Below are 25,152 nucleotides of genomic sequence, written 5' to 3'. Positions count from 1 at the left end.
AAGAATGTCCGTCGCTCAAATTTCATGAAACTCACACCTCTCACCGCCTTGGCCGCCCTCGTTCTCATCGGAGTTGGAGGTTTCATGGCGGGTCGCGTCTCGTCTCCGGCCTCCTCCGAGAAATCACAAGATGGCCCGGCGGAAACCCGGTCAACCCGCTCGGCAGCGCGGAATTCCTCAGGAAATGGAACGGAAACCACCAGTTCCTCACGCAGCACCCGCCCGGAGCGTGACGCGAAATCAGCGCCCCAAGACCGCTTGGCGCGCCTAGAGTCGCTCATGCGCGGGGAAAATCCGCTGGACCGGAATCGCGCCTTGCTGGCTTACATCGACCAGCTCGGACCCGGCGATTTCGAAGCAGCCGTCGCCCATTTCCGCAGTCTCGGCCTCACCGACGAGCGGATGGGCGAATATTCGCTGCTGCTGACGGCATGGGCGCAGGCCGATCCCTTGTCCGCCTTGGCTTATGCCAAGGAAAACACCCGTGGCGGGTTCGCCTCAGGCACCATTCTCACCTCATGGGCTTCGACCGATCCGGAAGCCGCCATCCGCTGGGCGCAAGCGAATCACCAAGGTGACGAAGCCAATCCCTATATGCCGGGAATCATCCGCGGCATCGCCGAATCCGATCCCGCCCGGGCCACAGTGCTCCTCGCCGCCATGCCCAAAAGTGTGGAGCGCGGCAACGCACTCGATTTCATTTTACCGCATCTCCTCCAGCAAGGAACCGAAGCCACCCGCGCCTGGATCGCCGCCATCACGGATGATTCCCTCCGCAACGGTGCCATGATGCGCGCTGCGGAAAAGCTCGCCGCCACCGATCCGGCCGGCACCGTTTCCTGGCTCCTCGCCAATCCCGGCGAAGCCTCCGAGCGTCGCATCGATGATATTTACAGCGCGTGGTCGAAAAAAGACGAACAAGCCGCATGGAATTCCTTCAACACCCTTCCCGCCGGTGAGGCCCGCAGCAACGCCCTCCGCGGCATGATCACCAGCGCCGCCGCGCAAAACCCGAAGGAGGCGTTCTCCCTGATGGACCGCTATCCCAACGACGTCAACGACCGCTTGGTGCGGAATTTCGTCTGGCACTCCTTCGGCAACGACCCCGCCACCGCCGTCGCGGCGATCGCCCGGATCGGCGACCAGAACCAACGCGATCAAATGTACCGCCGCACTCTCGACGCTTGGCAGAAGGACGACCCGGCTGCCGCCGAAGCTTGGCTGCGCAAGAATCCCGGCGCGCTCGCCCCGCGTTGACATCCGCTTCCCGCCCGTCCAACGTCCCGCCCATGGACACGATGAAACTTCTTCTTGGCGCGACCATCGCGCTGCTGCTCGGTGCGCTCGCCGTCTCCTGGCAAGGCATGAATCAGGGGGTGAAGAACACCCCGCCGGATGAAATCGCTCGCCTGCAAAAACAAGTGAAGGAACTCCGCGCCGAGCAAGACAACCTCAAGATGCAGCGGGACTTGCAACAACTCCGCAGCGAATCCGTCCAGACGCCCGCCAACTCCGAACTCGAGGCGATGAAGCTCCAGCTCGCGCAAAACAAGCGCGCGCTCGAGGAAATGGAACTCCGCAAGGAAGCCGAAGCCCGCGACAAAAAAGTCGCCCAGGATGAAGAAGGCCTGCTCGCCCAGCGCGGCCTCGAGGGCAAGGACAGCGAGCTCCGCCGCGCCCGCATGATTAGCGACGCCCTGCTCGTCGGCCGCATCAAGGAATACGTCGAGGACGCGCAATACGGCGGCTTCGTCACCTTCGAGGTGTTGATGCCCGAGCAGATCCAAACCGGCGTCATCGTCGCCATCCGCCGCAAGACCGGCATCCTCGGCCAACTCAAGGTTTCCGACATCACCCCCGAGGGCGCCATCGCCAACCCGCTGCCCGGCTTCGGCCCGGTCAAGCCCCAGGTCGGCGACGAACTCATCCTGCCGCCGCAGTATTAAGGTAAAAGCTGAGATGCTGAAATGCTGAGAAGCTGAAATTGCTTCGCTCGCCTCTTTCTCTTATCTCAGCATTTCAGTTTTTCAGCATTTCAGAATTTATGACAACAGTTGGTCTCATCTCACTCGGCTGCGCCAAGAACCTCATCGACTCGGAAGTCATGATCGGCCACCTCGCCCAAGCCGGCATGTCCCTAACTCCCGACCCCGAGCTCGCGGACGTCCTCATCATCAACACCTGCTCGTTCATCGACATGGCCAAGCAGGAATCCATCGACGCCATCTTCGGCGCCGTGAAGGACCGCTCGGAGGACCCCGACCGCGAGCGCCAGAAAATCATCGTCGCCGGCTGTCTTTCACAGCGTTTCGCCAAGGACCTTCCCGGCATCATGCCGGAGGTGGACGCCTTCATCGGCCTCGACCAGATCACCAAGGTGGCTCCGATCATCGAGAACCTGCTAGGGAAGAAGAACGACTCCGAAGTCCAGAAAACCGAAGGCCCGTCCGCCACCGAGGACCCGCGCGATTTCGTCACCCTCAAGCCGCAATACGTCCCGGACTACTCGACGCCGCGCATCCGCCTGACGCCCGACCATTTCGCCTACGTCAAGATCGCCGAGGGCTGCAACCACACCTGCACCTTCTGCATCATCCCGACCATCCGCGGCAAGCACCGCTCGCGGACGCAGGACTCCGTCGTTAGAGAGGTCCAGGCGCTCGTTGCATCCGGCGTGAAGGAAATCAACCTCATCTCCCAGGACACCACCTACTTCGGCATGGACCAGTGGGAAGGCAAGCGCCCGACACCGAGCTCGCCCGTCGATTCCAGCCGAGGCGAATCGCTCTCCACCCTGCTCCGCGAGATCAACAAGATCGAAGGCGACTTCTGGGTCCGCCTGCTCTACACCCACCCCGCGCATTGGTCGGACGAGCTCATCACCACCATCGCCGAGTGCGACAAGGTGGCGAAATACGTCGATATCCCGCTCCAGCACATTTCCGATAGAATGCTCGCCGCCATGAAGCGCGTGACCAGCGGCGACTACATCCGCGACCTGCTCCGCCGCATGCGCGCCGGCATCCCCGGACTCGGCATCCGCACCACCTTCATCGTCGGCTTCCCGGGCGAGACGGAAGAGGATTTCCAAGAGCTGTTGGAGTTCATCGAGGAGTTCCGTTTCGAGCGCGCCGGCGTTTTCCAATACTCCAAGGAAGAAGGCACCCGCGCCTACAAGATGGACGGCCAACTCCATCACGCCACCCGCAAGAGCCGCTGGTCCCGCGCCATGGCCGCGCTCCAGAAAATCGCCGGCGAGACCAACCAGGCGCAGGTCGGCAAGGCCGACCGCGTGTTAGTCGAGCAGCCCGGCGTCGCCCGCACCCAGTGGGACGCCCCGGAAATCGACGGCTCGGTGATGGTGGATGAAAGCATCCCCGTCGGCGAGTTCGCCGACATCACCATCGGCGACTGGCGCGGTTACGATCTCGTGGCGGCGAGGTGAAACAAGTCCCATGAATCCCATAGGACTTGTTATCGGCTTGGTGCCGTGCGTTGCGAGTCTATCGTTCTCGGTATGGATCGCTTGGAGCTTTCGCCGTTACCCCAAGCCACCCCTGTGGAGTATGATCTGTTTGCTGATCTTCGGCATCGGGACGATCAGGCTGATCTCCATCATTGGGGTTTCACCATTCAGCATCGTGGTATTGACGGTGCTTATCGCGATCTTGTCCGTCGTGCAGGCGCTCGCACTGATCTGCCAAAGGTGGTTGGGAGTCACCGGATGTCATGGGGCATTGCAGCGACGGTCGTTCTCCCGTTTGTGGTTTGGACGGACCTTCGCTTCCGGATCACCGTGGTTGAGGCGGATGGCACACCGGTCGAGGTGGATCCGAAAGGATTCCATTTCCATCGACCGCCACGCAGCTACTTCCAAGGTTTTCACTACGGCTATGGAAATCGATTGAAAAAAGGCGTGGTCTATTTCGGATTCTGCCAGTGGGTGAGACACCGCGAAGACTGGAGTATTTTCGGGGATGCCGGCCCTCCTGGAGGAGGTCGCATACGCGGGAGCCTGGCGCTCACTGACGGGGGCTGGGAAAATTGGCCGATGAGGATAACTGTTCCTCCCGGAGTGCCTTGATGAATCACAGACGGGTGGCGCAGAGCGCTTCTGTAAATTCAGCGTAAACGGCCCGATGGTTCTTGTCGGAAGCCCGGATCCGGAGGTTTCCTTCGGATGTCATGAAAACCACACGTTTCCCGCGGGATTCCGCACCGCTCTAACCGTCATGAATCCGGACCGAAAGACCCACCCAGTCGTCCTCGTGGCTTGTGCCATTCTCGCCATTTCCTACCTCGCGGGATATGCCGTGATTCGCCGGGACTGCACGACACTCGGTGCCAACTGGTTCATCACACCCTCCTATCTTTCCACAAATACGAGCTTGCAGACCTTGTACCGCCCGTGTTTGCGATTCGAGAAACTCCTGGGTTGCGGGCAGTTTACAACCTCGCCTTGGGGAATGAGCGATCCGTAGCTAGCTCATTCCATCCGCGAATGAACGAAGTCGCATCGTGCGCCCGCTCACGTCCCGCAGAACGTCTTGTAGCCAGCACCGCCAGCAGGATCGGGCGAGCGGTATTCCGGGACATCGCGGGCGTGGTCGTAGGGTGTTGCTAGAATTTCCAGGAGGCGCTCCATCGGGCCCGTGTCGCCTGATTGGCCGGCGGCGAGCGCGGCTTCGACGAGGTGGTTGCGCGGGATGAAGGCGGGATTGTGGGCGTTGCGGAGTGCGGCGGATTCCCCTGGGGATTGCGGTTGGCGGGCGAGGCGGGCCTGCCAGGTTTCCTGCCACTGGCGGAAAATTTCATCGGGCGCGGGCCGGGCGAGCGCGGCGAAGGTGTTGGTGAAATCCGCCTTGGCGCGGTGCATCCATTCGAGCAGGGAATGGACGAGGGCGGTGTCGCCCGCCTCCTCGTTGAAGATGCCGATTTTCCGCCTCATTTCCGCGAGCCAACAGGCCTGATAGCGGACGGTGAAATTCTCGACTGCCGCGGTCGCCAGCTCGATGGCGCGGGTTTCCTCCGGGTGAATCAGCGGCAGCAGGGCTTCTGCCAGACGGGCTAGATTCCACTGCGCGATGGCCGGCTGGTTGCCGTAGGCGTAACGGCCTTGGCGGTCGATGGAGCTGAAGACGGTGGCCGGATCGTAGGCGTCCATGAAGGCGCAGGGGCCGTAGTCGATGGTCTCGCCGGAGAGCGCCACGTTGTCGGTGTTCATGACGCCGTGGATGAAACCGACGCCCATCCACCGCGCGATCAACGCTGCCTGACGCCCGATCACCGCCTCTAGCAGGCCGAGCGCGGGATTTTCCGCCGCGGCGAGCTCGGGGAAATGGCGCTGGAGCGTGTAGGCGACGAGCACCTCCATGTCCGCCCGGTCACCCGCGGCGGCGGCCCATTCGAAGGTACCGACGCGGATGTGGCTGGCGGCCACCCGCGTGAGCACCGCGCCGGGGAGTGGTCCGTCCTGGCGCATGACCTCCTCACCGGTCGCCGCCACGGCGAGGCTGCGGGTGGTAGGGATGCCGAGCGCGTGCATGGCCTCGCTGATGATGTATTCGCGCAGCATCGGTCCGAGCGCGGCCCGGCCATCGCCGCCGCGGGAAAACGGCGTGCGCCCGGAGCCCTTGAGCTGGATGTCGAAGCGCTCACCGCTTGGGGTGATCTGCTCGCCTAGCAGAATCGCCCGCCCGTCGCCAAGCGTGGTGAAGCCGCCGTATTGGTGGCCGGCATAGGCCTGGGCCAGCGGCGAAGCGCCCGGCGGCAGTGCGTTTCCGGCGAAGACGGCCTCGTCTAGCGAGTCGGCCGCCAGACCGAGCGACTCCGCCAACGGGCGGTTCAGCACGACCAGCCGCGGCGCGCGCACCGGCACCGGCGCGATGGCGAAATGAAAGACCTTGGGCAGCGAGCCATAGGAATTCTCCAAGCGCCAACCGGCATCGGTGGCAGCGGACGCGGGGACAGGAGGCGGGTGGGATTCGGACATGCCCGAACTTCCCCGATTTTCACGATCCGTCGAGGCGGGGATTGGAGAGAATTTCCCAAACCTCCAAATCCCTCTAAGGAGCTGCATCCCGGCCTCACGCTCACCGGCATTTTACAACGTGCTCGAAAAGCTCCGCAGCGGCGAGCCGCTCACCGCCAAGGAAAAGCAAATCCACGACCAAGGCCTCGTCACCGTCCTCCGCCAGATCCACGACGAGCTGGATGAAGCCGTGTTGGAAGCGTATGGCTGGGAGGACTGTAGTGGCGATCACCGGTCGCCAAGCCCGCCGGAGGCAAGCCGACCTCGCCGGCACGGAAACTTCCGATCATTCAAAAATCCAAAATCAACAAACTTCAATCGTCAATCAACTCCTCTTCCTCCCCCCTGGCCCGACCGCCTCCCAGACCAAGTCGCCATCCTCCGCAAGCTCATCGCTGCTTACGACAAGAATGTCGCAACTCCTGACCCCGAATCCATCTCCGCCCACTTCGGCCGCAAAAACAAGAAACGCACCGAGCAGATCGAGGGGATTCTGGAGACGCTCAAAGGTCTGGGGCAGTTGTAATCACGCTTCACTCCTCCCTTGCAATCATCCTCCCCAAGTGGCAAATTCCCGCCGTTGTCCAATGAACAAAATCCCCACCACCCAACCGGATCCGCTGGATCAAATGTCCGAGGAATACCGGAAAATCCGCTCGAATCAGCCATCGCGTTCGTCCGCGGAAATGCGCGCACAACTGGAGAGGAACCGTTTGGATTACGCCGAAAAGCCGCAACCATCCAGCGAGCGCGCTCGTCCGGTGGGCTGAAAAAAGCGGGCTGATCGTGAGTCCTTCCCTGTGGGAGGGAAAGGCAGCGATCGGCGGCTCAGAGCATGACATCTGGGAACTGGATGGCGAGGTTTGGAAAGTCACGCGTCCGGATCGTTTCGGCTGGACCGTCCTTCCGGGAGAAGACGGAGTTCCACATCTCGCCGAGGCCACACCGCTCGAATATCTCGAACGCTGGCAAAACGCGAACCGTCTGCTTGGCGACAACGCGATACTCCAGGGCGTATCGGAAACCGATGAAGGCGTTCAGGTTGTCATCTCGCATCCATTCATCGAAGGCCCGTATCCGGAAAAACGCGACATCATCAGCGAGCTACGCAAACGCGGATTCATTTTGGTGCCGAGGTTTTTCATCGGCTCCGAATCGGATTCGTCATTTTACAACGATGCGAAGCGGATCGGGATATTTGACGCGACCTGCGACAATTTCATCCTTAGCCAAGGTGTGCCGATCCCGGTGGATGTGGTGATTGTCGAAGTCGGCGACCTACTGCGACTCCAAATACTTTGAAGAATCCCCGCTCAAGCAGCGCATCCGTGAGATCCACGACGAGCTGGATGAAGCCGTGTTGGAAGCGTATGGCTGGGAGGACTGTAGTGGCGATCACCGGTCGCCGCGACTGGATCGCTCCGGTGAAGACGACTCGCGGCGACCGGTGATCGCCGCTACGCTGCCCGACCAAGTCGCCATCCTCCGCAAACTCATCGGCAATCACGACAAGAGTGTCGTGGCTCCTTATTGACCTCTCGTCCCCTTAGTCAGCTTCCTTCACCAGCCGGATGCCGTTGTTCTCAATCATGATCTCACCCTTCTTGAAGAGCGCGCCGGTGGCTTGCTTGAAGGTGCGCTTGCTCACTCCTAACTCGTCGTTGATCTCCGCGGCGGGGCTGTGGTCGCCGATGGACCAGAAACCGCCGCGGGCTTCGAGTTCGGAGAGGATTTGGCCTTCCAGGTCATCGACTTTCGCGCGGCCGGCGGCGTGCAGGCTGATGTTGATTTTCCCGTCCGGGCGGAGGGCGGTGATGTAGCCTTTGAGGGCTTCGCCGGGTTGGAGCGGCTGGAAAACTTCGTTGGCGAAAATCAGGCCGCTGTGGGTGCCGTTGATGATCGCCTTGTAGCCGAGGTCGGTTTTCCCGAAAATGATCAGATCGACTTCCTGCTCGAGCCGGAAGTCGGGCGGCGTCAGGTCCATGTGCCGCGCGATCCGGCTGGAGGCGATGATGCGGCCGGTCTGCTCGTCAATGTGGACGTGGACGATGTAGTTTTTCCCGACATCCATGCGGATTTTCTGCTCGCGGAAGGGGACGAGCAAATCCTTCGGCAGGCCCCAGTCGAGGAACGCGCCGACGCCGGTGACGGCCACGCATTTCAAGCGGCCGAACTGGCCGGGCATGACCTTGGGCGACTGGAGCGTGGCGACCGGGCGGTCCTCGGAATCGTTGTAAAGGAAGACGTCGAGGGATTCGCCGATGCTGCAACCGCGAGGTATTTCCCGGTGAGGCAGCAGGATTTCCCCCAGCTCGCCGCCGTCGAGAAAAAGCCCGAAGCTTTTCTCATGTAGGATTTGAAGGGACGCGCGCTCGCCGATGGTTGCCATGGCGGGACGATGCACCCGCGGGGGGGGCGCGTCGATGGCGGATTCGCCGCTTGTCTCCGGTTTCCCGCGCCGCCAGTCTCCGGCCATGGAAAGTCACGAGTGGTTCGAAAATACCGACGACGGGAAAGTCTTCTACCGGGCGAATTACCTCGGCACGCGGTGGACGATCATGACGACGCGGGAAAAGCGCAACCCGACGTGGACCGACCTGAAACCGCCGTCGGAAGCGGTGTGGCGCGAGCTGCGCGACGTGGTCTGGAAAAAATACCAACGCAAGCGCTGCCCGTGGGAGCGGGTCGCGGACTTGGATAAAATCCTGGGCGACGAGCCGCTGCCCAAGCCGGGGAAGCCCTAAAGCCGCGCTCGCCATCGGGCCGGACCGTGCTTATTTTCTCGCCGTGATCGCGCGACAGAAGACGAAATATCCGGTTTCCCAATCGTTGCGGCAGTATCTCTATCACTTCGACCGCTACCGGGAAATTCCGCGGGTTTATGAAGAGCTCTGCCGCTTCAGCGGGGCGATTCCATACGAGGATCCCAAGGGCAAGGAAACCTTGTGGCTCACCGTGATGTATCCGCCGGAGGTGCTCGCAGAACTGCGGCCGCGGCTGACGAGCATCTACACGGAGCTCAAACTCGGCCGCGATGTGGAGCAGCACGACCACCTCGTGGTGGACCGCATCGACTTCGGGGATTTCGGGAATTCGAAACCTTTCCGCATCCGCGTCACCAACCTCTTCAACGACAACTCCGACTATTTCTACGTCAAGCAAGCGGACTCCTCGCGCATCTACGGCCTGGAGCTGGAGCACATCCTCTCGCCTAACCGGATCAACTATCTGGTCAACGGCAACACCCTGATCGAGGAACACATCGCCGGAGTTCCGGGCGATGTCTTCATCCGCGACTACCTGAAGCAGCCCGGCCTCAACAAGGTGCGGATCGCCAAGGAGTTCACGAAATTCACCGAGCGCAGCTTCATCCGCCTGCTCGGCGACATGCGCAGCGTGAACTACGTGGTGGACATCACCCCGGACTTCGAGGAGGTCCAATACCGCGTGCGGGCGATCGATTTCGACCAGCAGTCCTACGAGGGCAACGGCAATATCTATCTGGCGTTCCGCTTCAACTCGAACCGCCAGGTCACCCGCCTCGCCTTCGACGTGCTCAACCGCAAGAGCATCGACCAATACGTGGCTGAGGAACACGCGCAGATGGCCCGCCGCGCCAAGGTCGAGAGCGGCCGCCTGCGCGCGCTGCTCGGAATCATGCGGCGCGAGGACATCGCCCCGCGCGAGCACGTCGTCACGCTGGCCCGCGAGCTCGACCGGATGCACGCCACCAGCGGCTTCGGCGACTGCACCTCGATGGGCGAGCTCACCGCCATGCACATTTCCCTGATGCTCGACATCAAGCCGACCAACTGACAGGGGGGCCGCCGCCGGCTCCACCGGCTTCCCCCGAAACTGTAGCGGCTGTCTGTGACTGTCGCTAACTTCCGTTTCATCATCCCCGCTTCCGCTCGCCACCAGATTCGGCTCCGGCGTCTCCACCAGCAGGTGGAAATGATTGCCCATCAGCACCCATGCATGCACCCGCCAGCCGTAGCTCCCGCAGGTCCTCTCCATCAGATCCACCCAGCCGTAGTGGTCCTTGTCGTCCTCCACCACCTCGAACGTCAATGCTTGTTAGTCGGGACCCTATCGATATCGATATCGACTGACCCTATCGACTGGAACCTATCCGGCGGCGAAGTGGAAGCTACCCGGTGGCGGGGTAGAAGTTGCCCGGTGGCGAGGTGGGAGCTACCCGGTGGCGAGGTGGGACCTACCCGGCGGCGAGGTGGGACCTACCCGGTGGCGAGGTGGGAGCTACCCGGCCCCGAGGTGGAGGTCACCCGGCGCTGGAGTGGGAGTGAAGCGGTGGCAGCGTTTGGACCTCATCTTGATTTTTGCGTTTTCTTGCGCCTTTTTGCGGCTGAAACTCTTCCTCTGATTCAAGCCGCGCACTCTTCTGGACTCGCCGGGAAAGCCCGCCCAAGCTCCGGCCATGAAACGCCTCTTCCTGCTCGACGGCATGGCCCTGATTTACCGGGCCCATTTCGCCTTCATCCAGAATCCCATCCGCAACTCCAAGGGCACCAACACCTCCGCGCTCTACGGCTTCATCAACACGCTGCTGTCGATTCTCGAAAAGGAAAACCCCACCCACATCGGTGTCGCCTTCGACACCTCCGCGCCCACGCCGCGGCACATTTTATTTCCCGCCTACAAGGCGCAGCGCGACGAGATGCCGGAGGAGCTCGCCGCGGCGATTCCGCACGTGAAGGCGCTTTGCCGGGCGTTCGGGATTCCCGTGCTGGAGGTCGATGGCTTCGAGGCGGACGACATCATCGGCACGCTGGTGAAGCGCGCGGAGCAGGATGAGTTCGAGTCGTTCATGGTGACGCCGGACAAGGATTTCGCCCAACTCATTTCGGAAAGCACCTGCATGTGGAAGCCGGGGCGCAAGGGCTCCGACCATGAAATCATCGACCTGCCCACCATGCTTGCGAACTGGGAAATCGAGCGCCCGGAGCAGGTCATCGACATCCTCGGCCTGTGGGGCGACGCCGCGGACAACATTCCCGGCATCCCCGGCGTCGGCGAGAAGACGGCGAAGAAGCTCATCGCCGAGTTCGGCTCGATCGAGAATCTCATCGCCAATTCCGCGAAGCTCAAAGGCAAGCAGAAGGAAAACGTCGAGACCCACGCCGACCAGGCGCTGCTTTCCAAGGAGCTCGCCACCATCATCCTCGACGTCCCGGTGGACGTCACCTGGGACGAGCTCGTCATTTCCGAGCGCAACGACGAGGCCTTGAAAACGCTCTTCAACGAGTTCGAATTTCGCACCCTCACCAAGCGGCTTTTCCCCGCCGCGGGCGCGGAGCCGGGCCAACCCGAGGTGCCCGAAACGCCCACCCTCTTCGAAACCTTCAAGACCATCCGCGACGTCGAGCACACCTACCACCTCGTCGACACCCCGGAACTCCAAGCCCAACTCTTCGCCGCGCTCGCCCAACAGAAATCCTTCTGCTTCGACATCGAGACCACCGGCCTCGACCGCTTCACCTCCAGGCTGCTAGGCGTGGCGTTCTCTTGGAAAGCCCACGAAGGCTGGTATCTTCCCTACTCCGATTCCCTGCTCCCTGCTGTTCGTTCCGCCCTCGCATCTCCCGCGGAGAAAATCGGCCACAACCTCAAGTTCGACCTCTCCATTCTCCATCATCACGGCATCGAGGTCGCGGGTCCGTTCTTCGACACGATGCTCGCCGACACCTTGATCGCCCCCGAGCGCCGGCACTCGATGGATTACCTTTCCGAAATCCTGCTAGGCTACACCCCGGTCAAGCTCGCGGACATCTCGAAGCCCGCCGCCGAACCCGACGCGGCGACTCTGCTCGATCTCTTCTCCCACGCGGAAAAAGCCAAGGCCTCCAAGGACCTCGACATCGCCGCCATCCCGCTCGCCATTCTCGCGGAATACGCCGCTGAGGATGCCGATGTCACTTTCCAGCTCGCACAAAAAATCCGCCCGCTTCTAGCCGAGTCCGGTCAGGAATCCATCCTCAAACAAATCGAAGGCCCGCTGCTGCCCGTCCTCGTCGGCATGGAAATGGAGGGCATCGCCATCGATCCCGCCGCGCTCGGCGTCATCGGCGACGAGCTGCAAATCCAAATCGACGAGCTCGCGAAATCGATCCACGTCCACGCGGACCGCTCGTTCAACATCGCCTCGCCCAAGCAGTTGGGAGAGATCCTTTTCGACCAGCTCGGCCTGGCCGAAAAAGCCAAGAAGACCAAGACCGGCCAATACAAGACCGACGAGCAGACGCTCGCCACGCTCGAAGGCAAGCATCCGATCATCAGCGACATCCTCGCCTGGCGCGAGTCCACCAAGCTCAAGGGCACTTACCTCGACGCGCTGCCCACCCACATCGTCGCCGAGACCGGGCGCATCCACACGCATTTCCATCAGCTCGTCGCCGCCACCGGCCGGCTCGCCTCGTCCGATCCCAACTTGCAGAACATCCCGGTCCGCTCCGAGGCCGGCCGCAAGATCCGCAAGGCCTTCGTCCCGCGCGACGGCTTCACGCTGCTTTCCTGCGACTACTCGCAGATCGAGCTCCGCGTGATGGCCGCGATCTCGCAGGACGTCACGATGATCGAGGCCTTCCAGAACGATGCCGACATCCACACCATCACCGCCGCGAAGGTCTTCGCCGTCGAGCCGGAGAACGTCACCTCCGACATGCGGCGCACCGCGAAGATGGTGAACTTCGGCATCATCTACGGCATCTCCGCCTTCGGTCTCAGCCAGCGCCTCGCCATCCCGCGGACAGAGGCGGCTAACATCATCGAAGCCTATTTCCGCGAGTATCCCGCCATCCGCCAGTTCATGGATCGCACGGTCAACGAGGCCCGCGAGGCCGGCTACGTCGAGACCCTCAGCGGTCGCCGCCGGTATTTTCCGGACCTCAATTCCGGCAACCAAAACCTCCGCGGCATCGCCGAGCGCGCTGCTATCAACATGCCGATCCAAGGCACCGCCGCGGACATGATCAAACTCGCGATGATCCGCATCGCCACGCTGCTGCGGGAGAATTCCTGTCAGTCCAAGATGCTGCTCCAGGTGCATGACGAACTCGTCTTCGACCTCGCCCGCGACGAGCAGGAGGAGCTCGTCCCGCAGATCCTCACCGCGATGAAGACCGCGCTGCCGCTTCCCAACGGCGTGCCCGTCGAGGTCAGCTCCGGCACCGGGCCTAACTGGCTCGCGGCGCATTGATCGCCGCCATCACATCCTGAAATCCTCGCCCAGGTAATGCTTGCGGGCGATGGGGTCGTTGACGAGCTCGTCGGACGCGCCTTCGAGGATGACGCGGCCGTCGTGAATGAGGAAGGCGCGGTCGGTGATGCTGAGGGTTTCGCGGACCGAGTGGTCGGTGATGAGAATGGCGAGCCCGTCGCGGTCGCGCAGCTCGCGGACGATGCGCTGGATGTCCTCCACGGCGATGGGATCGATGCCGGCGAAGGGCTCGTCGAGCATCAGCAGCGTCGGGTCCGAGCACAGCGAGCGGGCGATGGCGAGGCGACGTTTTTCGCCGCCGGACAGGGTGATGGCAAGCGACTTGACGAGCTTGCTGATGCCGAAGCGATCCAACAAATCATGGGCGCGTTCATGGCGCTCGGCGCGGTTGAGATTCGGCCGGGTTTCGAGAATGGCTAGCAGGTTGTCCAGCACCGAGAGCTTGCGGAAAACCGACTCCTCCTGCGGCAGATAGCCGAGGCCGAGGCGGGCGCGGCGGTGCATCGGCATGCGCGACATGTCGTGGCCGTTGAAACAGACCGAGCCGGCGTCGGCGGGGATCAAGCCGGCGATCATGTAGAACGAGGTGGTCTTGCCCGCGCCGTTAGGGCCGAGCAGGCCGACGATTTCCCGGGGCTGGACGGTGATGGAAACCCCGTCCACCACGGCGCGGCCGTTGTAGGTCTTGCGAAGTCCGTTAGCAAAAAGGACGGCGGATTCCGTATGGGAGCAGGTGGAGCCGGGGTGGTGCATCGTTGGAATGGGTGTCGATCAGGCCGGGAAGCGGCTACTTCTTTTTGGATTCGAGATTTCCGCCCATGTCCCAAACTCCTTCGGTGACGAAGCTGCCCGTCTTGGGGGACATCCGGATGGTGAGGTTCGGCTCTCTCGCCCGCATGAAGGTCGTGCCCTGGGTATACCAAGGGTAGCCGCCGCTGAGGATGATCTGGTCGGCTTTGACGTTGTAGGTGAAAATGGCGCCGCTGGCGTGGATGGGGTCCTTGCCCGGCTCCGCTTTCTGTTCGATGAGCACGGCGCCGGTGGCCACGATGCGCTCGACCTCACCGAAGCCCGAGCCGGGACTTCCTTTCGCGCCGGGCTTGGCTTTTTCAGATGCTTCCGGGGCTTTGTCCGGCGGGGTGCTTGCCGGAGCCGCGGATTTCACCGTGTCTTCCGGCGATTCCTTCGAGTCGGCTTTTGCGACTTTGGCCGGCTTTTTCTCGAAGAAAATTTTCAGCTCGTTGGCTCCGGATAGATTGAAGCGCGGGTCCTTGACGGTGACGTTTTTCAGGTAAACCATGACGCCTTCGTCCGCATCGTAATACATGCCGCCCTCGCAGTGGATCAAGGTGTCGTTAGGACCGCTCTGGATTTCGAGCGGTTTCGCGGGTGCCGGCACGGTGTCCGTGGCGACGGCCGGGAGATCCGCTTGAGTGACGAAGGCGGCGGCGTCTTTCGAGACGGTGGCGGCAGCCGCCACATCGTGGTCCAGGCTCTTGCGGGCACCGGTTTGCGCGGCGGTGGCAGCGGCGGCCTTGGATGCGGCGTCCGCCTGGATCGCGGCGGTTTCTGCGGCGGTTAGCGACTTGGGTGGCGCGGCGACCAGCGACTGGGTGAGAAGCGAGACGCCGAGGAGAGCGGTCGTACGGAGCGGTGATTTGGGAGCATGCATGGTCGTCTCGGTGGGAGGAGCTTGGAGGTTGGTGGTGACGGGGCCGAGCATAAAACCCTTGCCCTGCGCGACGGAGTAATAAAGGCCGCTGCCGCGGGTGCTCATCCGGTCGGATTGCAGGTGGACGGGATCCTTGGTGGTCAGCAGGCCTTTTTGCTGGTTGAAAACCGCCTTCGCGAGATCGACGCGCCCGCGCTGGGTTTGATTGGAGTTGTAAAACAACACGGTAACCGTGTCGCCGGCGATTTCCCCGGCACTGACGATGGTCATCGCCTTGGCATTCATGACGCTGACCAAGCGGCGGTTTTCATCGTAGCGCGGGAGGATCACGTTCTTGAGCTCGCTGCCGTCTGGAAGGAGCCCGAAGGCGGGAATTTTCTCCACCGGCGGCGGCGTGGCCGCCACTTCCGCGGCCAGGGTGGCGGCGGGCACGACAAGCGCGAGGGCTGTAAGAATGCGGCGCAAGAACGGGCGGGATCGATTGGGTTTGAGCCGCCTCAGTGCGAGGCGTGATGAATCGCGATCAGTTTGACGAGAAGGTCCTCGATGAATTCGAGCGGGATTTGGTTAGGCCCGTCCGAGACGGCGTTGGCGGGGTCGGAGTGGACTTCCATGAACAGGCCGTCGAGGCCGGTGGCCACCGCCGCGCGGGCGAGGACCGGGGCGAGCTCGCCGTCACCGCCGGTGGCGCCGCCGAGTCCGCCGGGGCGTTGGACGGAGTGGGTGGCGTCGAAAATAACAGGCAGGCCCTCCTTGCGCATCCAGTAGAGCGAGCGCATGTCCACGACCAGGTTGTTGTAGCCGAAGGTGGTGCCGCGCTCGGTGATGAGGAAGCGCTCGCAGCCGAAAGCGCGCATTTTTCCGGCGATGTTGACGGTGTCGAGTGGGGCGAGGAACTGGCCTTTTTTGACGTTCACGGCGCGGCCGGTTTTGGCGGCGGCTTCGAGCAGGTCGGTCTGGCGGCAGAGGAAGGCGGGGATTTGCAGGAGATCGACGTGCTCGGCGGCGATCGCGGCCTGCTCGGCGGTGTGGATGTCGGTGGTGACGGGGACGCCGAGCTCCTTGCCGATTTCACCGAGGATGCGGCAGCCTTCCTTCACGCCGGGGCCGCGGAAGGCGTCCACGGAGGTGCGGTTCGCCTTGTCGAAGGAGGCCTTGAAAATGAAATGGATGCCGGTGCGGTCGGCGATTTCCTTGAGCGAGCGCGCCATTTCCCAGGCGAACGCCTCGGATTCAAGCGAGCATGGGCCAAGGATGAAAAAGGGAACCGGCCCGCCGACGGGGACCTTGCCAATGTTGAAGGGGTCGAAATTCATGGGAGTTGGATGGGGTCAATGATCGGTTTAAGCTTGGGCGGCTTGGAACAGCGGGCGGAGATTGTCGAGCGCGGTGGTGAGCAGCTTCTGCTCGGAAGTTGTGAGATTCCCGCAGGTTTTGGAAGCGAGCATTTCCAGTGAATCAATCACGGATTTGGCGGCGCGCAGGTTGATTTGTTTCTCCCCGCTGTGGGGATTGGGAATCTGGCCGAGAAACAGCCCGGCGTTCTGGGCTTGGAGGATGATGAATTCGTTGAACCGGGGATCGGCTTCTGGCGCTGCGGGCATGTCGTGAGAGTCCGGGCTGCGGGAGAAATATACAAGTGGGAAGACGGAGGGCCGGGCGGATTGCGGTCTGGGAAGCGCCGCCGCCCGACTCGTCTTTTGCCTTGCAGGGCCGGACACCGCCGCTAGTCTCGCGGCTCAATGGCATGCGTTTCATGTCATCGCCCAATCAAAAACCACCTCATTGAAATCATGAAACTCGCCTTCATCGCCGCTGCTGCCGCGCTTTTCGCCGCCTCCTGCTGCCCAAGCGCCCCTGCTCCCAGCCAACCGGCTTACGTGGCTCCGTCCAAGTGATTTCCCTCTCCGCCGCCCTTCCTCGCTGAAAACCTCTTCTTCATTCTCCTTAAACCTTCCGATTCCACTCCCATGACCCGTATCCTCTGCACTCTCGTCGCTTCCGTTTTCGCACTGTTGGCCGCTTCCTGCTGCTGCACCGGCGAGCAAAAGGCACCCGGCCTGCGTTCGCTCCCCCAATTCCAAGAAATCCAGTCGGCTCCTGCTCCTGAAGTGCATTACTCCAAGTAATGCCAGCCTTCCGGTGCGTTCATCGCGGGTAATCAAGTGTCCCCGGCATCGGGCGGGATCTTCATAGTGGTGACACCAAAGTCACAAGAATAGGCTGCCTAAACCGGAAAACGCCCTGTCATATGCTTGATTGCTACCCATGAAGCACGATCTTCCATCCTCAGGAGATTCCAAGTTCAATGGGAACTTGCGTCATTACCACCGGTCCCAGCCCCAAACGCAGCGAACCTGGGATGAATGGGTAGAGGGTTCTCCCACCAAGGTCCGGCATTTCCGGAATTGGCTGAAAATCATCGGAATCATCGCCGGCGTGCTCGCGCTGGCGGGAATCATTGCCGGCTTGGTCATCGTGCTCAGCTGAGGTTCCGGTTTCTTTCAGCCGGATTTGCATGCGGCTTTGACATTCTGAATCCGCATGGGCATTTTTCCCGCCCGTCGCCAACCACGGCGGACATCTTACACCATGGGAAAAAGCCTCTTCCAAAAAGTCTGGGACGCACACACCGTCGGCACCATCGCCGATGGACGCACGCAACTCTTCATCGGCACGCACCTCATCCACGAGGTCACCTCGCCACAAGCCTTCGGCATGCTCCGCGATCTCGGGCTGAAGGTGAAATTCCCCCAGCGCACCTTCGCCACCATCGACCACATCGTTCCGACGATCAATCAGGACCAGCCCGCGGATCCGCTCGCGGCTGAGATGATCGATGCGATCCGCAAGAACTGCGATGACTTCGGCGTCACCTATTTCGATCTCGCCTCCGGCAAACAAGGCGTCGTCCACGTCGTCGGACCCGAGCAAGGCATCACCCAGCCCGGCACCACGATTGCTTGCGGCGACTCGCACACCGCCACCCACGGTGCGTTCGGCGCGATCGCCTTCGGCATCGGCACCAGCCAGGTCCGCGACGTTCTCGCCACCCAGACCATCGCTCTGCAGGAAATGAAGGTCCGCCGCATCGAAGTGAACGGCGACCTCGCTCCGGGCGTTTATGCCAAGGACGTCATCCTCCACATCATCCGCCTGCTCGGCGCGAACGGCGGCATCGGCTACGCCTACGAATACGCTGGCGACGTCTTCGAGCGCATGTCCATGGAAGAGCGCATGACCGTCTGCAACATGTCCATCGAAGGCGGCGCCCGCTGCGGTTACGTCAATCCGGACGCCAAGACCATCGCCTATCTCCACGGCCGCCCGTATGTGGACATGACCGACTTCAGCGCCACCGCCGCCCGCTGGCTTTCCTTCGCTTCCGATGCGGACGCCGCGTTTGACGACATCGTCAAAATCAACGCCTCTGAAATTGAGCCGACCGTCACCTGGGGCATCTCCCCGGACCACGGCATCTCGATTTCCGAAAACATCCCGGACCCTGCAACCGCTTCGACCCCGCTGGAAAAAGCCACCATCGAGGAAGCCCTCGCCTACATGAAACTTGACGCCGGCACCCCGATCAAGGGCGTGAAAATCGACGTCGCCTTCATCGGCTCCTGCACCAACGGCCGGATCTCCGACTTCCGCGAAGTCGCGAAATACATCCAGGGCCACCACGTCGCTCCCGGCGTGCAAGCCATCGTCGTCCCCGGCTCGCAAGTCGTCGCCATCCAGGCGGAACAGGAAGGCCTGCCGAAAATCTTCACCGACGCCGGCTTCGAATGGCGCGGCGCGGGATGCTCGATGTGCCTGGCGATGAACCCGGACAAACTCGTCGGCGACCAGCTCTGCGCCTCGTCGTCTAACCGCAACTTCAAAGGCCGCCAAGGCTCGCCCACCGGACGCACCGTTCTCATGTCGCCCGTCATGGTCGCCGCCGCCGCGATCCGCGGTTCCGTCGCCGACGCGCGCGAGGTTTTCACGCTGGAAGCGAGAGCGGCAGTCGCCTAGAATCCACGTTATGAGCAGCGCCGCCACGAACTTACCCATCACCGCCGCCGAATATCTTGAAGGAGAACTGCGCTCCGAAATCCGGCATGAGTTCGTGGACGGGCGGATCTACGCGATGTCTGGCGTCAGTTTCCGGCATAACGAAATCTGTTTGGATACAGCCACGGCCATCAAGAACCACCTTCGTGGCGGACCCTGCCGGGTTTTTATCGAGGCCGTGAAAGTCCAAATCGCCGACGACGTGGGAGAATCCTATTATTATCCGGATGTCTTCGTGACCTGTGAACCCGCCGACGATCAATCGTATTTGGCTCGGTCGCCCAAGCTCATCATCGAGGTTATCTCCGAATCGACCTCGCGCTTTGATCGAGGCGACAAGCTCACCACTTACAAACGGATGCCGAGCGTCGAGGAAATCGTTTACATCGAGCAGGACTGGCCGGAGATCTACATCGTCCGGCGCTCGGACCATTGGAAAAAGCATATTTACACTCAGTTCGATTCCTTGATTCACCTCGAGTCCATCGACCTCACGCTTCCGGTCTCCGCCTTCTATCGATCCGCTCCATTTCCCGACGACGTGAAACGGCCGTGGTATCTCATCAACCGCGAGGACGGCTAATTTCAGCATTTCAGTTTTTCAGCATTTCAAAATCTACCTAATATGGCACTCGAACCTGTTCCTTCCGTCACCGGCCGCGCCGTTTTCATCCCCGGCGCCGACATTGATACCGACCGCATCATCCCGGCGCGTTTCATGAAATGCGTCACCTTCGACGGTCTCGGTGAATTCGCGTTCTACGACGTGCGTTTCAATTCCGAGACCGGTGAAAAAACCGACCACCCGCTCAACGACCCGCGCTTCGCCAAGGCCTCCATCCTCGTCGCCGGCGTGAACTTCGGCTGCGGCTCGTCCCGCGAGCACGCCCCGCAGTCGCTGCGCAAATACGGCTTCAACGGCGTCATCGCCGAGTCCTTCGCGGAAATCTTCTACGGCAACTCCACCACGCTCGCGATGCCCTGCGTGATGGCCAGCCCGGCCGACGTCGTCGCCATCCGCGACGCCGTGGAAGCTGATCCGGAAACGGAAATCACCATCGACGTGCAAGCGCTCCGCGTCCGCACCTCCGGCGGGCTCGACATCCCGGTCACCATGCCCGACTCCGCCCGCGAAGCCCTGCTTTCCGGCCGCTGGGATCCGATCCAGGAGCTGCTCGACAACGACGCCGCCATCGACGCGAAGGCGGCCGAGCTGCACTACGTCTGACGGCGACTCATTGCCGGGTGACTTGAATGCGGATGAAACACGTGCTGCCGGAGCTCAACGGGATTTTCGCCTCGCGAGTTTCCAAAGTGCCGAGTGTCGAAATCACGGTATCCGTAAATCCGGCGGGCGCGCCGGCTTATACAAGGTCTGCCCTTGGCAAACACCAGTAAGGGCAAACAAAATCGCGAACGCAAAAAATCGGTGGCTGGAACGGGCTTGCATGGCGGATTTTTGAAATACCACCTCCGGTTAGTCTGCTTTTTAAAAAGTCAATGCGGAGAGATAGTTTGGATGGCTTATCCATCTAAATTTTTACTCCAAGTTAAAACTTGCCGGAGGAACTGCAACACGCGGATCACTCGACCGGCTGCGCGCGGGGGATGGCGCGGGGGATTTCGACTTCGGGAAGCTCTTGGAATTCCTCGACCGGATTCGCCCGCAGTGGCTTCACGAGAATCGCTTTAGGCGCGGGTGCGGGAGATTCCTCGATGACGGCGGCCTTCTGCGGAACGACCGTCATCTGGGCCTTGTTCGGCGGGGTTTTGCGCATGCGGATTTCCACCCGGCGGTTGGCGGATTGCTCCTCGGCGGTGCCGGTGATGATGAGCGGTTCATAACGGCCGAAGCCGCGGGTGATGATCTTGGAGCGGTCCATCCGCAGGGAGGTGACGAGGTAGTTTTTTACCGCTTCGGCGCGCTTGATCGAGAGGTTGAGGTTGAATTCGTCGCCGCCGACGAGGTCAGTGTGGCCCTCGATCCAGCAATAGAGACCGGGATTCCGGTCCATCAGCAGGCCGAGTTTCATCAGGCCGACTTTGGCGCTCTCGCGGAGTTCCGAGCTGTTGAATTCGAAAAGCAGGTCGCTGGGCAGCATGGTTTTCTTGCTGAGCAGGATGTTGGCGGGCAGATCGAGCAGGCTGTCGAGCGAGATCACGCCGTCGAGCGTGCCGTTCTCGACCTTGCCGTTGGCACCTCGTTTGATGAGGTCGTCGGTGAACTTCCCTATCTCATTATCGTCCACGAGGGCCGCGCCGGGATCCACGGTCATCTGGCCGATTTCCGCTGGCTTGATGTTGACCGGCTCGCGGCCGAGTTCGGGGAGATCGGCGTCCACTTCCAAGCCTGCGGAAATTTCGAGCGCGGTAGCCTCGGGATTTCCCGCTGCGGCCGGGTTTTTCATCTGCAGCGCATACTCGGCCTCGATGATCGCGGGCTTGATGTCGATTTGCTGATCCTTGGGCAGAATGTCCAACAACTCGACCTCGTCGAGCAAGGCCGCGCTGTCTTTGGGCGGCTGGATGACGTCTTCCGGCGGCAGCGATTTCTCCAGATCCATCGGCCGCACTTGCATCTGGCTGACATCGATCGGTTTGGTGCTGAGTTCGCGGGCCTGCTCGAATTTGAAGGCGATCTTCATCTGATCGAGCGCGAAGAACACGATCACGTGCAGGAGGATCGAGACCAGCATCGCCACCGCCGCCCACCAGCCAAGATGATCCGGGCCGGGCAAGCGATAAACCCTCCCGCCGCGCGATGCACTCCATGAATAGGCGTTTGCCACGGCGGGACTATACCCAGATCGAAAGGGCTGGCAATCACCAGAAAGCCTGTTTATTTTCGGTTTGGCATCTCTGTGCTGACTTTACAACAACCTCCCCAATTTATGGCTGCCAAGAAAACTGCGAAAACGACACCTGAATCCGCCCCGAAAAAAGCGGAAGCGACCCCCAAGCCCGCTGCGAAAAAAGCCGCCAAGAAGGCCGCTGTCAAAAAAGCCGATCCGGCCCCCGCCGCTGTGAAAGCTTCCGCTCCCGCCGCTGCGAAAAAGGCTCCCGCCAAAAAAGCCGCCGCGAAACCATCGCTCGACACGGTCGCCCGCGCCGCTTACCTCAACTACCGCAACCGCGTGGAAAAAGGCCTGCCCGGCGATTCCCACGGCGACTGGCTGGAAGCGGAGCGCCAACACGGCGAGCCGGGCTGATCGCCGGTTTTTTCCATCTGTTCCGGCTTGGACAAGCGGGTAAAACGCGATCACAGTCCCCCGCGTGAACCCCTGCTCATCTCTCGGCATCGGCCTGGCCGGCTTCGGAACCGTCGGTTCCGGTGTCTGGAACACCCTTCAGCGTAACGGCGAACTCATCACCGGACGCACCGGCGGAGACGTGACCTTGCACATCGCGAAAATCCTCGTCCGCGACCTCGCGAAAGTCCGCGCCACGACCGGGGAAGTCGCGGCCGAAATTTTCACCACCGACTGGCGCGCACTCGTCGCGGACCCGGCGGTGGACATCGTCGTCGAACTCATCGGCGGCACGACCGACGCGTTTGAAATCGTCGCCGCCGCCCTGCGCGCCAAGAAACCGGTGGTCACCGGCAACAAAGCCCTGCTCGCCGAGCGCGGAGTCGAGCTGTTCGCCATTTCCCGGGAAATGGACACGCCGATCCACTTCGAAGCAGCCGTCGCCGGCGGCATCCCGATCATCCGCACCGTGCAGGACTCGTTCATCGGCAATAGGATTCACTCCTTTTCCGGAATCATCAACGGCACTTCAAACTACATCCTCGGTCGCATGACCGACGCCGGGCTCACCTTCGAAGCCGCGCTCGGCGAGGCCCAAGCGCTCGGCTACGCGGAGGCCGATCCGGCGCTCGACGTGAACGGCTGGGACGCCGCTCACAAGGCGATTCTCCTCGCCACCCTCGCCTACGGATTTCCCATCGATCCGGCATCGATCCACGTCTCCGGCATCGAGCAAGTCCGCCCCGCCGACATCAATTTCGCCAAAAACCTCGGCTACGTCGTCAAGCTGCTCGCGGTCATCCGGGAGCATGCCGACGGCGCGGTTGAGCTTCGCATCCAGCCGTCATTCATCGCCCAAAGCCACATTCTCGCCTCCGTCCACGGCGTCTTCAATGCCGTCGCCGTGCATGGCGATGCCGCCGGTGAATCGCTTTTCTACGGTCGCGGCGCGGGTCAGGATCCTACCGCTTCGTCCGTCGTGGCGGACCTCGTGGAAGCCGCCCGCTCGCTGAAGCAGGTTTCCGGCCACCGCGGCTTCCTGCCATATCGCGAAAGCGGCCGGGTTCTGCCGGTGGGGGAAACCTCCACCGCGTATTACGTCCGTTTCGACGTCACCGACCGCCCCGGCGTGATCGCGGAAATCGCACGGGTGCTGGCGGACCAGCGCATCGGTATTTCCGGCACCCATTCGCCGGTGAATCCCGCGAATCCGGACGCCGCCTTCGTGGACATGGTTTTCCTGCTGCACACCTGCCCGTTCGGAAAACTCCAGGCCGCGCTGACCGAGATCGAGGCGCTCGACTGCATCAACAGCACGCCGGTCGTCTTCCGCATCGAGAATCTCGGCTAAATCCCGCCGGGAAATTTCACCGCGCCCCGTCAGCCGGAAAGCGGAAATGGCGCTGGATGCTGTAGTCGAAAAGGATGTTCTCCCATTTCACTCCGGCACCGATGTTGTGGACGACCCACATTTCATTCGCACGGTCGCCAGGCCCCGGAACGGCGATCCCGATGTGGGGTTCCGCGTTGCCGAGCGACCAGACGACGATGTCTCCCGGATGATAGTCGGCCGCATTGCGGGACGGGGTGAGGCTTTGTCCCTTGTGTTCGAAGAAGCGCTGGAGGTTCGGAATCCGGCGATGGTCGATGTTTGTGTCAGGAGCCGACGCGTTCCAAAGCTGCGGATAAGTGCGGAAACTCTCGGTCATGTCCTCATGGACCAAAACCTGCAAATCCATGTCCATCGCGCGGTAGCAGCGGACCAGCACATCGGCGGCGACGCCTTTATTTGCTGGCACGTCACCGTTAGGATAGGCTATCTTGTAATAGGAGGGGTCGAAGGCGACGGCATCCCCGGAATGGGAAAGCGCCGCGGCGGCGAGGCCGTCGCCGAAGCTCTTGGAACTCTCCAGCGAGGGAATCAGCAAAGCGGCCTGATCCATCGAAGCGCCCACCTGGGCCGCCTTGAGAAAGGGAATCAGGGGCCGGCCAAACCAGAACCCCATGCCCAGAGCAATCGCGATGATCACCCAGCCGCCGAAGAAGTTGCGGCGCTTCGGCTTTTGAGGGCGCGGGCCAATGTACTCAATGGTGCTGTAAAATCCGGATTTCGAACGGGCCATGAATAAATTTGTTAAGGGGCTTGAACCAAATGCCCGGCCAAAAAGCCACCAAATTTAAGTTTTTTTTCACCTGTCGGAAATCGGAACTCATTTCGCGCCTCGACATGAAATCCCGGCCGCGTCCAGATTCCCGGCATGATGGTTTTTCGCAGCGCCCGGCCCTTGGTTTGGGGTGAATTGGATGTGTCCTTGTTCGGCTTGGAAAAGGATCTGCACGGCACCCCGCTCCAAGCGGCCGCGGCGTTTTCCATCGTCACCGACGAGCGGTATTTGTGGTTCATCGCCAACCACCGCAAACCCGCGCTCGTCCACCCGAAAGCGCGCCCCGGTGCTTTCCAGGCGGAACTCTGGCGCTACGACGTCGCCGAGTTGTTCTTCGCGGACCCGGTCAGCGGGCGGTATTTCGAGTTCAACCTCGCGCCTAACGGAGCTTGGTGGTCCTGCGAGTTCACCGCCCCGCGGGTGCGGGCGGAGGAGACGGAAATCGCGATGCCCGAGGTCGCGACTTTCGCCGAAATGTCCGCCGACGGCTCGTGGCTCGCCGCCATGGCCATCCCTCTCGACCTGCTGCGCGCGCGGCTGGATTTCGGCCCGGAAACGCGACTCAACGTGACGATGATCCTCGAATCCCCGGCCCAGAAATTCGTCAGCGCCAGCGATCTGGGAGCCGGCGAGCCGGATTTCCATCAGCCGGAGCGGTTTTCGGAAATCCAGTTCGCGCCGTTGCCGATTTCATCCGCCGGACCGGTGGATTCCGGTTTGACATCGCCCTCGTTGGTGTAGCA

27 protein-coding genes are annotated in these 25,152 nt (G+C 61.8%); 18 read left to right on the top strand and 9 right to left on the bottom strand.

Annotated features, from left to right (window positions below; translation table 11 throughout):
• Window positions 1-24 precede the first annotated feature (24 nt).
• The 5 genes from AC4DF4_RS01385 (at window position 25) to AC4DF4_RS01365 (ending at window position 4,481) form a co-directional block, all read left to right on the top strand.
• On the top strand, window positions 25-1,257 hold the full coding sequence (locus tag AC4DF4_RS01385) for a hypothetical protein (RefSeq protein WP_490046318.1): 1,233 nt from the start codon (window positions 25-27) through the stop codon (window positions 1,255-1,257).
• Between the two features lie 41 nt (window positions 1,258-1,298).
• The gene (locus AC4DF4_RS01380; protein ID WP_490046317.1) at window positions 1,299-1,946 is read left to right on the top strand and encodes a hypothetical protein; all 648 of its coding nucleotides are present in this window, start codon (window positions 1,299-1,301) and stop codon (window positions 1,944-1,946) included.
• A 98-nt stretch (window positions 1,947-2,044) separates the two neighbouring features.
• Window positions 2,045-3,445 carry a 30S ribosomal protein S12 methylthiotransferase RimO gene (gene rimO / locus AC4DF4_RS01375; protein ID WP_490046316.1) on the top strand — a complete coding sequence of 467 codons (1,401 nt, stop codon included), beginning with the start codon at window positions 2,045-2,047 and terminating at the stop codon, window positions 3,443-3,445.
• 72 nt (window positions 3,446-3,517) lie between these two features.
• Window positions 3,518-4,084, top strand: a complete 567-nt coding sequence (locus tag AC4DF4_RS01370; protein WP_490046315.1) for a hypothetical protein — start codon at window positions 3,518-3,520, stop codon at window positions 4,082-4,084.
• 148 nt (window positions 4,085-4,232) lie between these two features.
• Window positions 4,233-4,481: a hypothetical protein gene (locus AC4DF4_RS01365; RefSeq protein ID WP_490046314.1), complete on the top strand. Its 249-nt coding sequence runs from the start codon at window positions 4,233-4,235 to the stop codon at window positions 4,479-4,481.
• 47 nt (window positions 4,482-4,528) lie between these two features.
• Here AC4DF4_RS01365 and AC4DF4_RS01360 read toward each other — a convergent pair whose 3' ends face one another.
• Complete coding sequence (locus AC4DF4_RS01360; RefSeq protein ID WP_490046313.1) at window positions 4,529-5,992, bottom strand: protein adenylyltransferase SelO; 1,464 nt, start codon at window positions 5,990-5,992, stop codon at window positions 4,529-4,531.
• 118 nt (window positions 5,993-6,110) lie between these two features.
• Here AC4DF4_RS01360 and AC4DF4_RS01355 point away from each other — a divergent pair, with 118 nt between their 5' ends.
• The 3 genes from AC4DF4_RS01355 to AC4DF4_RS01345 all read left to right on the top strand — a co-directional run bounded on the left by AC4DF4_RS01355 (window position 6,111) and on the right by AC4DF4_RS01345 (window position 7,565).
• Window positions 6,111-6,557: a hypothetical protein gene (locus AC4DF4_RS01355; protein WP_490046312.1), complete on the top strand. Its 447-nt coding sequence runs from the start codon at window positions 6,111-6,113 to the stop codon at window positions 6,555-6,557.
• A 260-nt stretch (window positions 6,558-6,817) separates the two neighbouring features.
• Window positions 6,818-7,333, top strand: coding sequence for a hypothetical protein (locus AC4DF4_RS01350; protein WP_490046311.1), 516 nt, complete (start codon window positions 6,818-6,820; stop codon window positions 7,331-7,333).
• A complete protein-coding gene (locus AC4DF4_RS01345) occupies window positions 7,293-7,565 on the top strand; it encodes a hypothetical protein (RefSeq protein WP_490046310.1) in 273 nt (90 codons plus the stop codon). The genes AC4DF4_RS01350 and AC4DF4_RS01345 overlap by 41 nt, the downstream gene beginning before the upstream one ends.
• Before the next feature lie 12 nt (window positions 7,566-7,577).
• On the opposite strand, the gene AC4DF4_RS01340 is transcribed toward AC4DF4_RS01345, so the two are convergent.
• On the bottom strand, window positions 7,578-8,507 hold the full coding sequence (locus tag AC4DF4_RS01340) for a CvfB family protein (RefSeq protein ID WP_490046309.1): 930 nt from the start codon (window positions 8,505-8,507) through the stop codon (window positions 7,578-7,580).
• Between AC4DF4_RS01340 and AC4DF4_RS01335 the strand changes: the two genes are divergently transcribed.
• The 3 genes from AC4DF4_RS01335 (at window position 8,506) to polA (ending at window position 13,247) form a co-directional block, all read left to right on the top strand.
• Window positions 8,506-8,775 carry a hypothetical protein gene (locus AC4DF4_RS01335; RefSeq protein WP_490046308.1) on the top strand — a complete coding sequence of 90 codons (270 nt, stop codon included), beginning with the start codon at window positions 8,506-8,508 and terminating at the stop codon, window positions 8,773-8,775. The two genes, AC4DF4_RS01340 and AC4DF4_RS01335, sit on opposite strands and share 2 nt — an antisense overlap.
• 43 nt (window positions 8,776-8,818) lie before the next feature.
• Window positions 8,819-9,847 (top strand): hypothetical protein, encoded by a 1,029-nt coding sequence (locus tag AC4DF4_RS01330; RefSeq protein ID WP_490046307.1) that lies wholly within the window; start codon window positions 8,819-8,821, stop codon window positions 9,845-9,847.
• 622 nt (window positions 9,848-10,469) lie between these two features.
• Complete coding sequence (gene polA, locus AC4DF4_RS01325) at window positions 10,470-13,247, top strand: DNA polymerase I (RefSeq protein WP_490046306.1); 2,778 nt, start codon at window positions 10,470-10,472, stop codon at window positions 13,245-13,247.
• A gap of 9 nt (window positions 13,248-13,256) precedes the next feature.
• On the opposite strand, the gene lptB is transcribed toward polA, so the two are convergent.
• From lptB to AC4DF4_RS01305, 4 genes are read right to left on the bottom strand one after another with little or no spacing between them, the layout of a single operon-like run.
• Window positions 13,257-14,021 (bottom strand): LPS export ABC transporter ATP-binding protein, encoded by a 765-nt coding sequence (gene lptB / locus AC4DF4_RS01320; protein WP_490046305.1) that lies wholly within the window; start codon window positions 14,019-14,021, stop codon window positions 13,257-13,259.
• Window positions 14,022-14,055: 34 nt separating this feature from the next.
• Window positions 14,056-15,405, bottom strand: a complete 1,350-nt coding sequence (locus AC4DF4_RS01315; RefSeq protein WP_490046304.1) for a hypothetical protein — start codon at window positions 15,403-15,405, stop codon at window positions 14,056-14,058.
• Between the two features lie 32 nt (window positions 15,406-15,437).
• Window positions 15,438-16,256: a 3-deoxy-8-phosphooctulonate synthase gene (gene kdsA / locus AC4DF4_RS01310; protein WP_490046303.1), complete on the bottom strand. Its 819-nt coding sequence runs from the start codon at window positions 16,254-16,256 to the stop codon at window positions 15,438-15,440.
• A gap of 27 nt (window positions 16,257-16,283) precedes the next feature.
• Window positions 16,284-16,544, bottom strand: a complete 261-nt coding sequence (locus AC4DF4_RS01305) for a DUF1844 domain-containing protein (RefSeq protein ID WP_490046302.1) — start codon at window positions 16,542-16,544, stop codon at window positions 16,284-16,286.
• A gap of 366 nt (window positions 16,545-16,910) precedes the next feature.
• Here AC4DF4_RS01305 and AC4DF4_RS01300 point away from each other — a divergent pair, with 366 nt between their 5' ends.
• Window positions 16,911-17,069, top strand: coding sequence for a hypothetical protein (locus tag AC4DF4_RS01300; protein WP_490046301.1), 159 nt, complete (start codon window positions 16,911-16,913; stop codon window positions 17,067-17,069).
• 160 nt (window positions 17,070-17,229) lie between these two features.
• On the opposite strand, the gene AC4DF4_RS01295 is transcribed toward AC4DF4_RS01300, so the two are convergent.
• Entirely contained in the window at window positions 17,230-17,460 is a 231-nt protein-coding gene (locus tag AC4DF4_RS01295; protein ID WP_490046300.1) for a hypothetical protein, read from the bottom strand.
• Between the two features lie 72 nt (window positions 17,461-17,532).
• Between AC4DF4_RS01295 and leuC the strand changes: the two genes are divergently transcribed.
• Genes leuC through leuD form a run of 3 tightly spaced genes read left to right on the top strand, consistent with a single transcriptional unit; the run spans window position 17,533 to window position 20,224 of the window.
• Window positions 17,533-18,957, top strand: coding sequence for a 3-isopropylmalate dehydratase large subunit (gene leuC, locus AC4DF4_RS01290; RefSeq protein ID WP_490046299.1), 1,425 nt, complete (start codon window positions 17,533-17,535; stop codon window positions 18,955-18,957).
• A 10-nt stretch (window positions 18,958-18,967) separates the two neighbouring features.
• On the top strand, window positions 18,968-19,579 hold the full coding sequence (locus tag AC4DF4_RS01285; protein WP_490046298.1) for a Uma2 family endonuclease: 612 nt from the start codon (window positions 18,968-18,970) through the stop codon (window positions 19,577-19,579).
• A 42-nt stretch (window positions 19,580-19,621) separates the two neighbouring features.
• Window positions 19,622-20,224 carry a 3-isopropylmalate dehydratase small subunit gene (leuD, locus tag AC4DF4_RS01280; RefSeq protein WP_490046297.1) on the top strand — a complete coding sequence of 201 codons (603 nt, stop codon included), beginning with the start codon at window positions 19,622-19,624 and terminating at the stop codon, window positions 20,222-20,224.
• Window positions 20,225-20,579: 355 nt separating this feature from the next.
• Here leuD and AC4DF4_RS01275 read toward each other — a convergent pair whose 3' ends face one another.
• Entirely contained in the window at window positions 20,580-21,785 is a 1,206-nt protein-coding gene (locus AC4DF4_RS01275; protein WP_490046296.1) for an OmpA family protein, read from the bottom strand.
• A 102-nt stretch (window positions 21,786-21,887) separates the two neighbouring features.
• On the opposite strand from AC4DF4_RS01275, the gene AC4DF4_RS01270 reads away from it, so the two are divergent.
• Both AC4DF4_RS01270 and AC4DF4_RS01265 read left to right on the top strand, forming a co-directional pair.
• The gene (locus AC4DF4_RS01270; protein WP_490046295.1) at window positions 21,888-22,205 is read left to right on the top strand and encodes a hypothetical protein; all 318 of its coding nucleotides are present in this window, start codon (window positions 21,888-21,890) and stop codon (window positions 22,203-22,205) included.
• 64 nt (window positions 22,206-22,269) lie between these two features.
• A complete protein-coding gene (locus AC4DF4_RS01265) occupies window positions 22,270-23,595 on the top strand; it encodes a homoserine dehydrogenase (protein WP_490046294.1) in 1,326 nt (441 codons plus the stop codon).
• A gap of 16 nt (window positions 23,596-23,611) precedes the next feature.
• Here AC4DF4_RS01265 and AC4DF4_RS01260 read toward each other — a convergent pair whose 3' ends face one another.
• Entirely contained in the window at window positions 23,612-24,367 is a 756-nt protein-coding gene (locus AC4DF4_RS01260; RefSeq protein ID WP_490046293.1) for a DUF1287 domain-containing protein, read from the bottom strand.
• 135 nt (window positions 24,368-24,502) lie between these two features.
• Between AC4DF4_RS01260 and AC4DF4_RS01255 the strand changes: the two genes are divergently transcribed.
• On the top strand, window positions 24,503-25,150 hold the full coding sequence (locus AC4DF4_RS01255; RefSeq protein ID WP_490046292.1) for a DOMON domain-containing protein: 648 nt from the start codon (window positions 24,503-24,505) through the stop codon (window positions 25,148-25,150).
• Window positions 25,151-25,152 lie beyond the last annotated feature (2 nt).

Source organism: Luteolibacter sp., assembly GCF_058122085.1.
This window is presented reverse-complemented; position numbering and strand designations above follow the sequence as displayed.

Coding starts and splice junctions, on each gene's coding strand:
- leuC (WP_490046299.1), top strand. CDS start 17,533: ATGGGAAAAAGCCTCTTCCAAAAAGTCTGGGACGCACACACCGTCGGC.
- AC4DF4_RS01360 (WP_490046313.1), bottom strand. CDS start 5,992: ATGTCCGAATCCCACCCGCCTCCTGTCCCCGCGTCCGCTGCCACCGAT.
- polA (WP_490046306.1), top strand. CDS start 10,470: ATGAAACGCCTCTTCCTGCTCGACGGCATGGCCCTGATTTACCGGGCC.
- kdsA (WP_490046303.1), bottom strand. CDS start 16,256: ATGAATTTCGACCCCTTCAACATTGGCAAGGTCCCCGTCGGCGGGCCG.
- AC4DF4_RS01340 (WP_490046309.1), bottom strand. CDS start 8,507: ATGGCCGGAGACTGGCGGCGCGGGAAACCGGAGACAAGCGGCGAATCC.
- AC4DF4_RS01335 (WP_490046308.1), top strand. CDS start 8,506: ATGGAAAGTCACGAGTGGTTCGAAAATACCGACGACGGGAAAGTCTTC.
- AC4DF4_RS01295 (WP_490046300.1), bottom strand. CDS start 17,460: ATGCAAATCCGGCTGAAAGAAACCGGAACCTCAGCTGAGCACGATGAC.
- AC4DF4_RS01370 (WP_490046315.1), top strand. CDS start 3,518: ATGGATCGCTTGGAGCTTTCGCCGTTACCCCAAGCCACCCCTGTGGAG.
- AC4DF4_RS01380 (WP_490046317.1), top strand. CDS start 1,299: ATGAAACTTCTTCTTGGCGCGACCATCGCGCTGCTGCTCGGTGCGCTC.
- AC4DF4_RS01255 (WP_490046292.1), top strand. CDS start 24,503: ATGATGGTTTTTCGCAGCGCCCGGCCCTTGGTTTGGGGTGAATTGGAT.
- AC4DF4_RS01365 (WP_490046314.1), top strand. CDS start 4,233: ATGAATCCGGACCGAAAGACCCACCCAGTCGTCCTCGTGGCTTGTGCC.
- leuD (WP_490046297.1), top strand. CDS start 19,622: ATGGCACTCGAACCTGTTCCTTCCGTCACCGGCCGCGCCGTTTTCATC.
- AC4DF4_RS01300 (WP_490046301.1), top strand. CDS start 16,911: ATGACCCGTATCCTCTGCACTCTCGTCGCTTCCGTTTTCGCACTGTTG.
- AC4DF4_RS01285 (WP_490046298.1), top strand. CDS start 18,968: ATGAGCAGCGCCGCCACGAACTTACCCATCACCGCCGCCGAATATCTT.
- AC4DF4_RS01385 (WP_490046318.1), top strand. CDS start 25: ATGAAACTCACACCTCTCACCGCCTTGGCCGCCCTCGTTCTCATCGGA.
- AC4DF4_RS01305 (WP_490046302.1), bottom strand. CDS start 16,544: ATGCCCGCAGCGCCAGAAGCCGATCCCCGGTTCAACGAATTCATCATC.
- lptB (WP_490046305.1), bottom strand. CDS start 14,021: ATGCACCACCCCGGCTCCACCTGCTCCCATACGGAATCCGCCGTCCTT.
- AC4DF4_RS01260 (WP_490046293.1), bottom strand. CDS start 24,367: ATGGCCCGTTCGAAATCCGGATTTTACAGCACCATTGAGTACATTGGC.
- rimO (WP_490046316.1), top strand. CDS start 2,045: ATGACAACAGTTGGTCTCATCTCACTCGGCTGCGCCAAGAACCTCATC.
- AC4DF4_RS01270 (WP_490046295.1), top strand. CDS start 21,888: ATGGCTGCCAAGAAAACTGCGAAAACGACACCTGAATCCGCCCCGAAA.